Genomic DNA, 14,051 nt, shown 5'->3' with positions numbered 1-14,051 from the left:
GCGCTACTGCGCATTACCCTTTAACGATAAATGCGTAAGCCACAAACGGGTATCAAACTCCAGCTGATGGTACTGCGGCTCCATGTGGCAGCACAGGGAATAGAAGGCTTTGTCGTGCTCTTTCTCTTTCAGATGCGCCAGTTCGTGCACCACGATCATCCGCAGGAACGCTTCTGGTGCGTTACGAAATACGGTCGCAACCCGGATCTCCGCTTTGGCTTTCAGCTTGCCGCCCTGCACGCGGGAGATGGCGGTATGCAGACCAAGCGCGTTTTTCAGCACGTGGATCTTGTTGTCGTACATTACCTTGTTGATCGGCGGCGCGCTCTTCAGATACCGGCTTTTCAGATCCTGCGTATACTGCCAGAGGGCTTTGTCGGTCGTGAAATCGTGGGTCCCGGGGTAGCGTTTTTCCAGCACCGCGCCGAGCTTCTGCCCGGCAATCAGGCTGCGAACCTGAGAAAGTAAATGCTCCGGGTAGCCCTGGAGATAAGTAAGTTGGTTCATCAACGCCCCAAATCGACAATAAAACGGTATACTCACGCACCCTTTTCAGGGATACGCCAAATTTTACCATTCAGGAGGGCCGATGAGCCACTTAGACAACGGTTTCCGTTCACTCAACCTTAAACGTTTCCCGGAAACGGACGACGTTAACCCACTTCAGGCGTGGGAAGCGGCGGATGAATATCTGCTGCAGCAGTTGGATGACACTGAAATCAGCGGCCCGGTTTTGATCCTGAATGATGCGTTTGGCGCGCTGGGCTGTGCGCTGGCGGAACATACGCCATACAGCATCGGCGATTCCTATTTAAGCGAGCTGGCGACGCGTGAGAACCTGCGTCATAACGACATCGAAGAATCCAGCGTGAAGTTTCTCGACAGCACGGCGGAGTACCCGCAGGCGCCTGGCGTGGTGCTGATTAAAGTACCCAAAACCATGGCGTTGCTTGAGCAACAACTGCGTGCGCTGCGTAAAGTCGTCACCCCAGAAACCCGCATCATTGCAGGGGCCAAAGCGCGTGATATTCACACCTCGACACTGGAGCTGTTCGAGAAAGTGCTCGGCCCAACCACCACCACGCTGGCGTGGAAAAAAGCGCGTCTGATCAACTGTACCTTCAGTGCACCGGAGCTGGCTGATGCGCCAGAGACGCTGAGCTGGAAGCTGGAAGGAACCGACTGGACTATCCACAACCACGCGAACGTCTTCTCCCGCACCGGTCTGGATATCGGGGCGCGTTTCTTTATCGAACATCTGCCGGAAAATCTGGAAGGCGAAATTGTAGACCTGGGCTGCGGTAACGGCGTAATTGGCCTGACGCTGCTGGCGAAAAACCCGCAAGCCAGCGTGGTGTTCAGCGATGAATCGCCAATGGCGGTGGCTTCCAGTCGTCTGAACGTAGAAACCAACATGCCAGAGGCGCTTGATCGCTGCGAGTTTATGATCAACAACGCGCTGTCGGGTGTGGAGCCTTTCCGCTTCAATGCCGTTCTGTGTAACCCGCCGTTCCACCAGAAGCACGCCCTGACGGATAACGTCGCCTGGGAGATGTTCCACCACGCGCGCCGTTGCCTGAAAATTAACGGCGAGCTGTACATCGTAGCGAACCGCCATCTGGACTACTTCCACAAGCTGAAGAAAATTTTCGGTAACTGCACCACGATTGCCACCAACAACAAATTCGTGGTGCTGAAATCCGTGAAGCTGGGTCGTCGTCGCTAAATCTTCAGTGCCAGCTGGGTGCCCTGCGCAATTGCGCGCCGTGCATCCAGCTCCATCGCCACATCACATCCGCCAATCAAATGCACCGTTTTGCCCGCTTCACGCAGCGGATCGGCCAGATCGCGCTTCGGTTCCTGCCCGGCACATAAAATCACATGATCAACCTGCAGCAGCTGCGGTTCACCGCCGATCAGCACGTGCAGCCCCTCATCGTCGATCTTCTGATAACTGACCGCCGGGATCATCTTCACGCCGCGAGAGAGCAGGGTGGCGCGATGGATCCAGCCGGTGGTTTTGCCCAGTCCTTCGCCTGGTTTGCTGGCTTTACGCTGCAACATCACGATCTGACGCGGGCTTTTGGGGAGTTGCTGCCCTTCAGGGCGTAACCCACCGGACTGATTCAGGCTGGTGTCGATGCCCCATTCCACGCAAAACTCGGCAATATTCTGGCTGGTTGCTTCTCCCGGCTGGCTTAAATACATCGCGGTATCAAAACCGATCCCGCCGCAGCCGATAATCGCTACCTTTTCGCCGACCGGTACTTTGTCACGCAATACATCCAGGTAGCTCAACACTTTCGGATGATCGACGCCCTCGATCGCCGGTGTACGCGGGGCGATCCCGCTCGCCAGGATCACTTCGTCAAAATCTACCAGATCGTCTGCCTTCACAAACTGGTTAAGACGCAGATCGACCCCTGTGAGTTCGATCATCCGGCGGTAGTAGCGCAGAGTTTCATAGAACTCCTCTTTGCCGGGGATCTGTTTGGCGATATTAAACTGTCCGCCGATCTCCGTTGCGGCATCAAACAGCGTCACGCTGTGTCCCCGTGAGGCGGCATTCACCGCGAATGCCAGCCCTGCTGGACCCGCGCCGACCACGGCGAGGCGTTTTTGGTTGACCACCGGTACGACGGGCATTTTGGTTTCGTGGCAGGCGCGCGGGTTGACGAGACAAGAGGTGACTTTGCCGACGAAGATCTGATCCAGACACGCCTGGTTACAGCCGATGCAGGTGTTGATCTCATCCGCGCGGCCGCTCTGCGCTTTGGATAGCAGTTCGGCATCGGCCAGGAACGGACGTGCCATCGACACCATATCGGCATCACCGCGTGAAATAATATCGTCCGCCACCTGCGGATCGTTAATACGGTTGGTGGTCACCAGCGGAATAGAGACTTTGCCTTTCAGCTTGCGCGTCACCCAGCTGAACGCCGCGCGCGGTACCGGCGTGGCGATGGTCGGAATGCGGGCTTCGTGCCAGCCGATGCCGGTGTTAATGATGGTTGCACCTGCGGCTTCAATCGCCTGTGCCAGTTGCACGGTTTCGTCTAATGTTCCACCGCCCTCCACCAGATCGAGCATCGACAGGCGGAAGACGATAATAAAATCAGCCCCCGCACGTTCACGCACGGCGCGCACCACTTCCACCGCAAAGCGCATGCGGCGGGCATAATCGCCACCCCATTCGTCGTCACGGTGGTTAGTGCGGGCGGCGAGGAATTCGTTAATCAGGTAGCCTTCTGAACCCATCACCTCGACGCCATCGTAGCCCGCTTCACGTGCCAGCGCGGCGCAGCGGGCAAAGTCATCAATCAGCGCCAGGATCTCGTCGTGGCTGAGGGCATGCGGTTTGAAGCGGTTAATGGGAGCCTGAATCGCCGAGGGGGCGACCAGATTCGGTTGATAGCTGTAGCGGCCGGTATGCAGGATTTGCAGGGCGATTTTCCCGCCTTCATTGTGCACCGCATCGGTCACGATGCGGTGGTGAGGCAGCTGTGACACATCGTTCAACACCGCACCGCCCTCCATGCCGACGCCGGAAGGCGCAGGCGCGACGCCACCAGTAACAATCAGCGCCACCCCGTGCCGGGCACGCTCGGCGTAGAAGGCCGCGAGACGTTCAGCCCCGTCCGGATGCTCTTCCAGACCGGTGTGCATAGAGCCCATTAACACGCGGTTTTTGAGCGTTGTGAACCCCAGATCAAGGGGGGCGAATAGCGACGGGTAGCGGCTCATAGTGTCTTCCAGTGTAAAATTATTGTTATGTGGTCGGATGAGTTACTAATTTAGCCAGCGTCAGCAGAAAGGTAAAAGCGGGATCGAATGATTGTGATAGAACTCAAAGAACTTCCCCGGTGGCGCTGCGCTTACCGGGGCTACAAAACTTAATCTCCTTCTCCCTCAGGGAGAGGGCCGGGGGGAGGGGGAGCGCACCAGCCCCGGAGCCTGCCACATCGACGTCGTCAGCCCGCTGTCCACCAGCCCAAGCTGGTCGGCATACACCGCCTGCCACTTCTGCATCATGCCGTCGTACAAGTCGCGGTGTTCCGGGTTCGGCGTAAACTCCCGGCTCCACTTCACCAGCCGCTCGCCCGTTGATGCCATATCTGCAAACAGTCCCGCCCCCGTTCCGGCCGCAATCGCGCAGCCCAGTGCCGTGGCCTCTTTCACTTCCGGAACGCGTACCGGCAGCCCGGTGACGTCGCTTAAAATCTGGCTCCACAAGGCACCTTTCGCTCCCCCACCGGCGAAGACGAGGCTCTCAAACGTCACGCCGGAAAAGCGCGAAATCTGTGCCAGATTGCAGGCCGAAACAATTGCGGCGTTCTCTTCCAGCGCACGGAACAGCGTCGCCTTGTTGCACTTTTCCGGGTCGATAGAGAGGTTAATAAACGACGGCGCAGCGTGATACCACTGCTTAAAATGCATGGCATCGGAGAAGATCGGCATCACCCCATGTGAGCCAGCAGGCACGCGGCTGGCCATCTCTTCCAGCAGGGTGTAGGTATCCATGCCCATCCGCTCGGCAATCAGTTTTTCCTCTGCGCAGAAGGCATCACGGAACCAGCGCATCGTCAGCCCGGTGAAGAAGCTGATTGACTCCGCCTGAACCATGCCAGGAATAACGTGTGGGTTTACGCGGATATTCATCTCAGGATCGGTTCGTACCTGCGGCAGGTTGACCACCTGTTGCCAGAACGTCCCGCCTAACACTGCCGTTTGCCCGGCGCGCACCACGCCCAGCCCCAGACACCCAAGCTGCACGTCACCGCCGCCCATCACCACCGGCGTCCCTTCGCGCAGACCGCTCTGCTGTGCGGCGGCTTTGGCGATCGTGCCCAGCACGGTGCCGGTTTCTTTTACCGGGGAGAGGATATCGGCGCGTAGCCCGGCCATGTCCAGCAGTGCGGGTCGCCAGTCACGGGAGAACAGATCCAACATGCCTGTCGTGCCTGCGTTCGACGGATCTACCGCCAGCTCGCCGGAGAGCTTCGCCGCCAGCCAGTCGCTGATCATGGTGATGGTCGCCGCTTTGCGGTAGATATCCGGACGATGGTGCGCCAGCCACAGCAGGCGCGGCATGGCGCTCAGGGCCAGGGTCTGGCCGGAGACGTCATACACTTCGGATTCAAAACGGTCGTCGTGGATCTCTTTGAGTTCAGCCACCTCGCGGCTGGCGCGGGCGTCGACATTAGCGCAGGCCCAGATGGCTTCGCCGTTGCGATCATACAGAACTATTCCCTCGCGCATGGAGCAACAGGCAACGGACTGAATATCCGCCGCGCTCAGTCGCGCGCGCTCCAGCGCCTGGCGAATGCACTGGCAGGTGAGCTGCCAGTTGGTGGCGAGGTCAAATTCCATCGAGCCCGGCACGTTCTCCACGCTCAGGTGTTTCCACTCGGCCTGGCCGACGGCAATCTGGTTGCCCTGCAAATCAAAAATAACGGCGCGAACGCTGCCTGTCCCTGCATCTAACGCTAAAAGGTAACTCATGAGCTTGCCTCGTGTCAGGCGCAGGGCTGCTCTTATCCGGCCAGAGCCAGCACCGCGCGGGCTGTCGTCTCTTCCGTCACCAGGCCATTGATACGGCGACCTTTCAGTGCGGCATAAATCGCATCGGCTTTCTCTTCACCTCCGGCCACGCCAACGATGGTGGGCAACTGCGCCAGTTCATCGAGCGTGACGCCCAGTAATTCTTTATGGATCTCCAGCTCCTCGACGCATTCCCCTTCGGCATTCAGGAAATAACCAAGAATGTCTCCCACCGCCCCTTTGCGGGCATACATCAGCTGTTCACCTTCGCTGATATAGCCAGAGCGCAAGATCGTCGCGTCACGGCGCTGGTTCACGGAACCAATTCCCACCACTGCGATATCGGCCGCCTTTGCGGCGAGGATCACGTCCCGCACGCTGGTTTCGCGTTTTAAGATCCCGGCTACTTCGGCAGACGAAACGCGAAGCGGAGCGGGGATCATGCTGACGCTACAGGCCGCATCGAGCTGACCAATGCCGGTCATATACGGCCCGACACCGCCGGAGAGCGTCACCAGGCGGATCTGCTGTGAGCTAATAAAACCGCTTAAGTGCTGCAGGCTGCTCATGGTGGTTTCACCAAATCCCACCGCTAACAGCTGTCCGGGTTCCAGCACGCCCATCAGCGACTGCGCGGCACCAATGCCCAGTCGGACGTTCATTGGCGGCGTATTCAGGGCAGGCATCACGCGCACCAGCTTGAGCCCAAAACGCTGCTGCAATTCGGTTTCCAGCGCCAGACAGCCCTCATAACGAGAGTTGATCTGCACGCGTATCACTCCGGACTGGCGGCCCTTTTCCAGCAGGCGCGAGATCTTCAGACGCGGCAATCCGAGCCGTTCGCCAATATCGTTCTGGGTCAATCCATCGTGGTAGTAACACCACGCCACGCGAGCCACCAGCTCCTCTTCCGCCAGCGCCAGCCCGGCAAACCGACCTTCTTCCGCAGTGCGTTTATCGCTCATAATTGAACTCTTATAAAAATTTAGATCATATGTTCGTGATGACGCGGGTGGAAAGTGTGAGCCGCGCGGCAAAACGGATCTTTTAGTTTGTTTCGGGTTTATCTGGATCTTAATCAATAAAACTGTGATCCCTGCACGGTTGTAAATATAGTTCACCGTCTACGCTTTTGAACATTATTAAATCTAAAAATCATTTGTTCAATAGCGGGGCGATGATGACCTTACTTCTCGAAGCGCGTGATATCTGCAAGCAATTCTCCGGCGTGCCGGTCTTAAAAGGCATTGATTTCACGCTGTTTGCGGGTCAGGTGCATGCGCTGATGGGCGGTAATGGCGCGGGGAAATCGACGCTGATGAAGATCATTGCCGGGGTGGAGACGCCGGATAGCGGTGAACTTTCGGTATCCGGACAGCCATTTGCGCGGCTTACCCCAGCGCAGGCACACAAGCTCGGCATTTATCTGGTGCCGCAGGAGCCATTGCTGTTTCCCAACCTGACGGTGCGGGAAAACATCCTTTTTCGCCTGCCGCGTGAACGCGGTCTGGATAAACGCCTGGCGGAGAAACTTCGCCAGTTGCAGTGCCAGCTTAATCTGGATGCCACTGCCAGCACCCTGGAGGTGGCGGATCAACAAATGGTGGAGATCCTCCGCGGGTTGATGCGCAACGCGACGATCCTGATCCTCGACGAACCCACGGCTTCCCTCACGCCCGGAGAAACCGAGCGGTTGTTCCGGCAGATCCGCGCCCTGCAGGATCTCGGTGTTGGCATTGTCTTTATCTCGCATAAATTGCCGGAAATCCGCACGCTTTCGAGTCACGTCTCGGTAATGCGAGACGGCGCGGTGGTACTCAGCGGCGAAACTGCGCAGTTTGACGATAGCGCCCTGATCGCCGCCATGACGCCGGTGAGCCGGGAAAAAGGCTTAAGCGATGCACAAAAACTGTGGCTGGCGCTGCCGGGCAACCGCCGCACCCAGCCGCAGGATTTCCCGGTGTTGCGCGTGGAAGATCTCACCGGGGAAGGTTTTATCGATCTGAATCTGGAGATTTACGCAGGCGAGATCGTCGGTCTTGCCGGGCTGGTGGGGTCCGGACGTACCGAGTTAGCCGAAACCCTCTACGGCTTGCGTCCTGTGCGCGGCGGCCGCGTCTGGCTCGAAAATCAGGAGATCACCGACGATCCGGTATTTTCACGGCTCGATAAAGGTCTGGTCTATCTGCCGGAAGATCGGCAGGTTTCCGGCTTATTTCTGGATGCGCCTGTCCGCTGGAACACCGTGGCGCTGAACGAACCTTCCCTCTGGCAGCAGCGCAAGCGGGAATCTGCGGTGGTGGAGCGTTACCACCGGGCGCTGGGGATCAAGCTTAACCATGCGGAGCAAACCGTGCGCACACTCTCCGGTGGCAACCAGCAGAAGGTGCTTCTGGCGCGCTGTCTGGAGGCCAATCCGTTACTGCTGATTGTTGATGAGCCTACGCGCGGCGTGGACGTCTCGGCACGCGCCGATATCTATCAACTGCTCAAAAGCGTGGCGGCACAGAACGTGGCGGTATTGATGATCTCAAGCGATCTCGATGAGTTTCCCGGGCTTGCTGACCGGGTGCTGGTGATGCACCAGGGCGTACTCAGCGGCGAATTGCCGCGCCACGCCGTCAGCCTCGACAGAATGATGGCGCTGGCGTTTGGAGGGCAATCATGAAGACCTTACTGAAAAACCGCGAGCTGAGCGCCTTTCTGGCGATCCTCGCCCTGTTTGCTGTGCTGGTGGCGCTCAACCCTGCGTATTTCAGCCTGCAGACGCTGGGGATGATCTTCGCCAGTTCGCAAATTCTGATCCTGCTGGCACTCGGTGCCGCGCTGGTGATGCTGACCCGCAATATTGATGTCTCTGTGGGTTCGACCGTCGGGCTGTCTGCCATTGCCGTGGGCGTGGCGCTTAACAGCGGCTACACCTTGTCGGTATCCATGCTTTTTGCGTTATCGGTTGGGGCGCTGGCGGGGGCATTCAACGGTTTTCTGGTCGTGGGCCTGCGCATCCCGGCGATTGTCGCCACGCTCGGTACGCTGGGGCTGTATCGCGGGGCGATGCTGCTCTGGACGGGCGGAAAGTGGATTGAAGGGCTGCCGCCGCAGCTGAAATCCCTCTCTGAACCTGCCGCCTTCGGTCTATCACCGCTCGGCATTGTGGTGCTGTTTTTAGCCGCGGCAGGGGCGTGGACGCTCTCGCGCACCGCCTTTGGTCGTGATTTTTATGCCGTTGGCGATAACCTGGCAGCCGCGCGCCAGCTGGGTGTGGCGGTGAATCGCACGCGGATGATCGCCTTCACGCTGAACGGCATGCTGGCGGCCTGTGCCGGGATTGTCTTTGCCGCGCAGATCGGTTTTGTGCCGAACCAGACCGGAAGCGGGCTGGAGATGAAAGCTATCGCCGCCTGCGTGCTCGGCGGTATTTCGCTTTTGGGTGGCACGGGCACGCTAATTGGCGCGTTACTTGGCGCCTTCTTCCTGACGCAAATCGACACCGTGCTGGTGTTGTTTAAGCTCCCGGCCTGGTGGAACGACTTTATTGCCGGGCTGGTGCTACTTGGCGTGCTGGTGCTCGATGGACGTCTGCGCCAGGCGCTGGCGCGCCATCAGCGGGCGCTGAAGTACAGCCGTTTCCAGCCGGGAAACAAAGGGGGAAAGCACGTCACCCCGTTTCCGAAACGCAAAAAAGAGGTGGCGTAAATGAAGCTTAACTGGGAAAGCACGCTGCTGATTTTACTGGTGCTGGAGATCCTGCTTTTTGGTGCCATCAACCCGCGTATGCTGGATATCAATATGTTGCTGTTCAGCACCAGCGATTTCATCTGCATTGGCATTGTGGCACTGCCGCTGACGCTGGTGATTATCAGCGGCGGGATCGATATCTCCCTCGGCTCGACCATTGGACTGTGCGCCATCGCGCTGGGAGTAATGATGCAGTCGGGGTGGCCGATGGCGGTGGCAATTCCGCTGACCTTACTGCTCGGCCTGCTGTGCGGTTTATTCAACGCCGCGCTTATCCACTACACCGGCATTAGCCCACTGGTGATCACTCTCGGCACGCTCTACCTCTACGGCGGCGGGGCGCTGCTGCTCTCCGGTATGGCGGGGGCGACGGGCTATGAGGGCATCGGTGGCTTCCCGGACAGCTTTACCGCGTTCGCCAACCTCACGCTTTTCGGCTTACCGGTTCCGCTGGTGCTGTTCGCGGCGATCACCGCTTTCTTCTGGCTGATTACCCATCGCGGGCGCTTTGGCCGTCATCTGTTTCTGATTGGGCAAAACCCACGCGCAGCGCGCTATGCGGCGCTGTCGGTCAACGGCATGCCGTACGTGCTGTATGGTTTGGTCGGGGTTGCCTCGGCGATTGCCGCGCTGGTGATGGTCTCCTATTTCGGTTCCGCGCGCTCGGATTTAGGGCGCGATTTACTGATGCCTGCGCTGACCGCCGCTGTACTTGGCGGGGCCAATATCTACGGCGGTTCAGGTTCGGTAATCGGTACTGCACTGGCGGCACTGCTGGTGGGGTATCTGCAACAGGGTTTACAGATGGTCGGCATCCCCAACCAGGTGTCGAGCGCGCTGTCAGGGGCGCTGTTGGTTGTGGTGGTGATGGGACGTTCGTTGAGTCTGCACCGTGAATGGGTGCGATCTCTCTTCACAAAACTACCCGGAGCGTAAGATGAAAACAAAACTGATAGTCCTGGCGATGGCGCTTAGCATCGCATCGGCGCAGGCGGCGGACCGCATTGCCTTTATCCCGAAACTGGTGGGCGTGGGTTTCTTCACCAGCGGCGGCAACGGTGCAAAAGAGGCGGGAAAAGATCTGGGTGTGGATGTCACCTACGATGGCCCGACCGAGCCAAGCGTCTCTGGCCAGGTGCAGCTCATCAATAACTTCGTTAACCAGGGCTATAACGCGATTATCGTCTCCGCCGTGTCACCGGATGGCCTTTGTCCGGCGCTGAAGCGCGCGATGCAGCGCGGCGTAAAAGTTCTGACCTGGGACTCCGACACCAAACCGGAGTGCCGCAGCATTTACATCAACCAGGGAACGCCGGAACAGCTTGGTGGCCTGCTGGTGGAGATGGCATCGAAGCAAGTGACGAAACCGAATGCCAAAGTGGCGTTCTTCTACTCCAGCCCTACCGTCACCGACCAGAACCAGTGGGTGAAAGAGGCGAAAGCCAAAATCGAGAAAGATCATCCTCAGTGGCAGATCGTCACCACACAGTTTGGCTATAACGATGCCACCAAATCCCTACAAACCGCAGAGGGGATCTTAAAAGCGTATCCGGATCTGGATGCGATCATCGCCCCGGATGCCAACGCGTTGCCTGCGGCAGCGCAGGCGGCGGAAAACCTCAAGCGGGAGGGGGTGGCGATCGTTGGTTTTAGTACGCCGAACGTGATGCGTCCGTACGTTGAGCGCGGCACGGTGAAAGCCTTCGGTCTGTGGGATGTCGTGCAGCAAGGCAAAATTGCGGTCAATGTCGCCGATCGTTTGCTGAAAAAAGGCGATCTTAACGTTGGCGACAGCGTGGACGTAAAAAATATCGGGGCGCTGAAGGTCGAGCCGAACAGCGTGCAGGGCTACCAGTATGAAGCGAAGGGCAACGGCATTGTGCTGTTGCCGGAGCGTGTGGTGTTCACCAAAGAGAACATCAATAAATATGATTTCTGACGGGGGAGCAAATGGCTGATTTAGACGACATCAAAGACGGTAAAGATTTTGGCATTGGCACGCCGCAGCAGAACGTGTCGTTTACCCTGAAAGGCTGCGGCTCGCTGGACTGGGGCATGCAGTCCAGGCTGGCACGCATCTTCAACCCGAAAAGCAACCGCACGGTGATGCTGGCCTTTGATCACGGCTATTTCCAGGGGCCGACCACCGGTCTTGAGCGTATCGATCTTTCGATTGCCCCGCTGTTTGGCGAGACCGACGTGCTGATGTGCACCCGCGGTATCTTGCGGAGCACCGTACCTGCCGCGACGAACAAACCGGTGGTGCTGCGCGCCTCCGGCGGTAACTCGATTCTGGGTGAGCTCTCCAATGAGTGCGTGGCGGTAGCGATGGAAGACGCGCTGCGCCTGAACGTCTGCGCGGTGGCGGCACAGGTGTACATCGGCAGCGAGTTCGAGCATCAGTCGATCAACAACATCATCAAGCTTGTCGATGCGGGCGCGCGCTACGGCATGCCGACGCTGGCGGTGACGGGCGTGGGCAAGGAGATGGCGCGCGACGCACGCTATTTCTCGCTGGCCAGCCGCATTGCCGCAGAAATGGGGGCGCAGTTCGTCAAAACCTATTATGTGGACGAAGGCTTTGAAAAAGTGACCGCCAGCTGCCCGGTGCCGATCGTCATCGCCGGGGGCAAAAAACTGCCGGAGCACGAGGCGCTGGAGATGTGCTGGCGGGCTATCGACCAGGGCGCATCCGGTGTGGATATGGGACGCAATATCTTCCAGTCCAGCGCGCCGCTGGCGATGCTGAAAGCGGTGAAGAAAGTGGTTCACGAGAATATGAGCGCGCGGGATGCGTTCCAGTTCTGGCAGGAAGAGAAACAGGGAGAAGCAAAATGAACGTGACGTTAGTGGAGATCAACATCAAGCCTGAACGGGTGGACGAGTTTCTGGAAGTATTTCGCGCCAACCACGAAGGGGCGATCCAGGAGCCGGGAAACCTGCGTTTTGACGTGTTGCAAGATCCAAGGGTGAAAACCCGGTTCTTTATCTACGAAGCCTATAAAGACGAAGCGGCGGTGCTGGCGCACAAGAAAACGCCGCATTATCTGGCGTGCGTGGATAAGCTCGAGGAGTTGATGTCAGAGCCGCGCAAAAAACGCAGTTTTGTGGGTTTGTTACCGGAGTAAAAACTTTCCCCCTCCAACGGGGAGGGGGAATTCAGATCACGCCTCTTCCACGCTCACCCGCAGCGCTGCCAGCGCTTTACGCGCCGCTTTCAGCACCTGCTCACACTGCTCAATCGTCAGCGTCAGCGGCGGTTCTATGCGGATGGTTTTCGAGTTGTTGAGCGTCCCGGCCACCAGTACCCGCTGGCGGAACATCTCGCTTGCGAAGCTATAACCGATTTCGTTATCAACAAATTCAATCGCCATCAGCATCCCTTTGCCGCGTGCGTCCTGAACCAGATCCGGGTATTCCCGTCCTAACTGGCGGAAGCCGTCCAGCAGCATGTCACCTTTCTGCTCCGCCTGAGCAGGCAGGTTTTGATCCAGCAGCACGTTGATGGTTGCCAGCGCCGCTGCACAGGCCAGCGGATTACCGCCAAAGGTTGTGGTGTGCAGGAAGGGGTTATCGAACAGCACAGAGAATACTTCCTCGGTAGCAACCGTCGCGCCAATCGGCATCACGCCGCCGCCGAGCGCTTTCGCAAGACACAGAATGTCCGGCTGAACGTTCTCGTGCTCGCAGGCAAACATCTTGCCGGTACGCCCCATCCCGGTCTGTACTTCATCGAGGATCAGTAGTGCGCCAAACTCATCGCACAGCTGACGCACGGCAGGCAGATAACCCTGCGGAGGGAGGATCACACCGCCTTCTCCCTGAATCGGCTCCAGGATCACCGCCGCCACGTCATCACCGGTTTTACGGCATTCGCTCAGCACGGTGCGCATAGCGTTAATGTCACCAAACGGCACGTGGCGGAAGCCCGGCAGCAGCGGCATAAACGGTTTACGGAAGGTGGATTTGGCGGTAGCAGACAGTGCACCCAGAGATTTACCGTGGAATGCGCCGCTGGTGGCGATAAAGGTGAATTTCCCGCGCGGCGACTGGTACGCTTTAGCGAGTTTAATCGCCGCTTCGACCGATTCCGTGCCGCTGTTGCTAAAGAAGCTGTACTTCAGTTTGCCGGGCGTTAAGGCCGCCAGCGTTTTCGCGAGCATGGCGCGAAGCGGGTCGAGCAGTTCCTGGCTATGGAGAGGTTGTTTCGCAAGTTGATTCTGTACGGCGGAAACCACAACTGGATTACGGTGCCCCACGTTGAAGATACCAAAACCACCAAGGCAATCGATAAACTCCTGTCCCTGGGTGTCGACAAGCGTGTTCAGACTCCCCGCTTGCCACTCTACGGCTCCGTAATCCCCGCCGGCGGTAACAGATTTGCGATACTCCAGAAAACCTGGATTGACGTGCTCTTTAAAGTAATCGATGACCTCTCGGTTAAGTTGTTTCATCTCCTCATGATCAAGCGTTCGCTTCTCAATGAGATTCAATGCGTGCGCGGTACAGGCAAGAGCCGAGGCGCTGGAAGGTAACCTGTTCAAAATGTGCTCCCGGGGATCGCGTATCACATGATACTGCGTTAAGTATTGCAGGGATTACGCCACTTCAGCTGACTTAACGAAAATCGGGATAAACGCCAGGTTAAAATTATGTTGCACAATATTTAATCATGCCGATACAACCGAAACGGGATTTCGCTATCCAGGGCAGCGAGCTTAAAAAGAGGCGGGAAAAGGCAATCGCACCAAAGTGGGGCATTTGCTGCTACT

Annotated in this window: 12 protein-coding genes; 7 read left to right on the top strand and 5 right to left on the bottom strand. The window is 58.1% G+C overall.

Annotated features, from left to right (window positions below):
* Nucleotides 1-3: 3 nt before the first annotated feature.
* Complete coding sequence (locus tag ACLHV9_RS21430; protein WP_028017109.1) at nt 4-507, bottom strand: YgjP-like metallopeptidase domain-containing protein; 504 nt, start codon at nt 505-507, stop codon at nt 4-6.
* Between the two features lie 82 nt (nt 508-589).
* Here ACLHV9_RS21430 and rlmG point away from each other — a divergent pair, with 82 nt between their 5' ends.
* Nucleotides 590-1,726, top strand: a complete 1,137-nt coding sequence (rlmG, locus tag ACLHV9_RS21425; protein WP_028017110.1) for a 23S rRNA (guanine(1835)-N(2))-methyltransferase RlmG — start codon at nt 590-592, stop codon at nt 1,724-1,726.
* On the opposite strand, the gene ACLHV9_RS21420 is transcribed toward rlmG, so the two are convergent.
* The 3 genes from ACLHV9_RS21420 to lsrR all read right to left on the bottom strand — a co-directional run bounded on the left by ACLHV9_RS21420 (nt 1,723) and on the right by lsrR (nt 6,506).
* Nucleotides 1,723-3,744, bottom strand: coding sequence for an NADPH-dependent 2,4-dienoyl-CoA reductase (locus ACLHV9_RS21420; protein WP_108090504.1), 2,022 nt, complete (start codon nt 3,742-3,744; stop codon nt 1,723-1,725). The two genes, rlmG and ACLHV9_RS21420, sit on opposite strands and share 4 nt — an antisense overlap.
* Nucleotides 3,745-3,909: 165 nt before the next feature.
* A complete protein-coding gene (gene lsrK / locus ACLHV9_RS21415) occupies nt 3,910-5,502 on the bottom strand; it encodes an autoinducer-2 kinase (protein ID WP_028017112.1) in 1,593 nt (530 codons plus the stop codon).
* Nucleotides 5,503-5,534: 32 nt separating this feature from the next.
* On the bottom strand, nt 5,535-6,506 hold the full coding sequence (gene lsrR / locus ACLHV9_RS21410) for a transcriptional regulator LsrR (protein WP_108090503.1): 972 nt from the start codon (nt 6,504-6,506) through the stop codon (nt 5,535-5,537).
* Between the two features lie 215 nt (nt 6,507-6,721).
* Between lsrR and lsrA the strand changes: the two genes are divergently transcribed.
* Genes lsrA through lsrG form a run of 6 tightly spaced genes read left to right on the top strand, consistent with a single transcriptional unit; the run spans nt 6,722 to nt 12,407 of the window.
* Nucleotides 6,722-8,209 carry an autoinducer 2 ABC transporter ATP-binding protein LsrA gene (lsrA, locus tag ACLHV9_RS21405; RefSeq protein ID WP_407221196.1) on the top strand — a complete coding sequence of 496 codons (1,488 nt, stop codon included), beginning with the start codon at nt 6,722-6,724 and terminating at the stop codon, nt 8,207-8,209.
* Complete coding sequence (lsrC, locus tag ACLHV9_RS21400; protein WP_108090501.1) at nt 8,206-9,237, top strand: autoinducer 2 ABC transporter permease LsrC; 1,032 nt, start codon at nt 8,206-8,208, stop codon at nt 9,235-9,237. Before lsrA ends, lsrC begins: the two co-directional genes overlap by 4 nt.
* On the top strand, nt 9,238-10,215 hold the full coding sequence (gene lsrD, locus ACLHV9_RS21395) for an autoinducer 2 ABC transporter permease LsrD (RefSeq protein WP_407221059.1): 978 nt from the start codon (nt 9,238-9,240) through the stop codon (nt 10,213-10,215).
* A 1-nt stretch (nt 10,216) separates the two neighbouring features.
* A complete protein-coding gene (lsrB, locus tag ACLHV9_RS21390; RefSeq protein WP_028017117.1) occupies nt 10,217-11,218 on the top strand; it encodes an autoinducer 2 ABC transporter substrate-binding protein LsrB in 1,002 nt (333 codons plus the stop codon).
* Nucleotides 11,219-11,229: 11 nt separating this feature from the next.
* Nucleotides 11,230-12,117 carry a 3-hydroxy-5-phosphonooxypentane-2,4-dione thiolase gene (gene lsrF, locus ACLHV9_RS21385; RefSeq protein WP_407221058.1) on the top strand — a complete coding sequence of 296 codons (888 nt, stop codon included), beginning with the start codon at nt 11,230-11,232 and terminating at the stop codon, nt 12,115-12,117.
* Nucleotides 12,114-12,407: a (4S)-4-hydroxy-5-phosphonooxypentane-2,3-dione isomerase gene (gene lsrG, locus ACLHV9_RS21380; protein ID WP_028017119.1), complete on the top strand. Its 294-nt coding sequence runs from the start codon at nt 12,114-12,116 to the stop codon at nt 12,405-12,407. The genes lsrF and lsrG overlap by 4 nt, the downstream gene beginning before the upstream one ends.
* 36 nt (nt 12,408-12,443) lie before the next feature.
* On the opposite strand, the gene ygjG is transcribed toward lsrG, so the two are convergent.
* On the bottom strand, nt 12,444-13,823 hold the full coding sequence (ygjG, locus tag ACLHV9_RS21375; RefSeq protein ID WP_176691078.1) for a putrescine aminotransferase: 1,380 nt from the start codon (nt 13,821-13,823) through the stop codon (nt 12,444-12,446).
* Between the last annotated feature and the right edge of the window lie 228 nt (nt 13,824-14,051).

Source organism: Enterobacter sp. CPE_E890 (assembly GCF_046521475.1).
Taxonomy (GTDB): Bacteria; Pseudomonadota; Gammaproteobacteria; order Enterobacterales; family Enterobacteriaceae; genus Enterobacter; species Enterobacter adelaidei.
Note: the sequence above shows the minus strand (reverse complement) of the source record. Positions and strands in the feature narration are given on the sequence as shown.

Bases quoted from the DNA above. Each gene is read 5' to 3' on its own strand.
- ACLHV9_RS21430 (WP_028017109.1), bottom strand. From the start codon at position 507: ATGAACCAACTTACTTATCTCCAGGGCTACCCGGAGCATTTACTTTCT.
- rlmG (WP_028017110.1), top strand. From the start codon at position 590: ATGAGCCACTTAGACAACGGTTTCCGTTCACTCAACCTTAAACGTTTC.
- ACLHV9_RS21420 (WP_108090504.1), bottom strand. From the start codon at position 3,744: ATGAGCCGCTACCCGTCGCTATTCGCCCCCCTTGATCTGGGGTTCACA.
- lsrK (WP_028017112.1), bottom strand. From the start codon at position 5,502: ATGAGTTACCTTTTAGCGTTAGATGCAGGGACAGGCAGCGTTCGCGCC.
- lsrR (WP_108090503.1), bottom strand. From the start codon at position 6,506: ATGAGCGATAAACGCACTGCGGAAGAAGGTCGGTTTGCCGGGCTGGCG.
- lsrA (WP_407221196.1), top strand. From the start codon at position 6,722: ATGACCTTACTTCTCGAAGCGCGTGATATCTGCAAGCAATTCTCCGGC.
- lsrC (WP_108090501.1), top strand. From the start codon at position 8,206: ATGAAGACCTTACTGAAAAACCGCGAGCTGAGCGCCTTTCTGGCGATC.
- lsrD (WP_407221059.1), top strand. From the start codon at position 9,238: ATGAAGCTTAACTGGGAAAGCACGCTGCTGATTTTACTGGTGCTGGAG.
- lsrB (WP_028017117.1), top strand. From the start codon at position 10,217: ATGAAAACAAAACTGATAGTCCTGGCGATGGCGCTTAGCATCGCATCG.
- lsrF (WP_407221058.1), top strand. From the start codon at position 11,230: ATGGCTGATTTAGACGACATCAAAGACGGTAAAGATTTTGGCATTGGC.
- lsrG (WP_028017119.1), top strand. From the start codon at position 12,114: ATGAACGTGACGTTAGTGGAGATCAACATCAAGCCTGAACGGGTGGAC.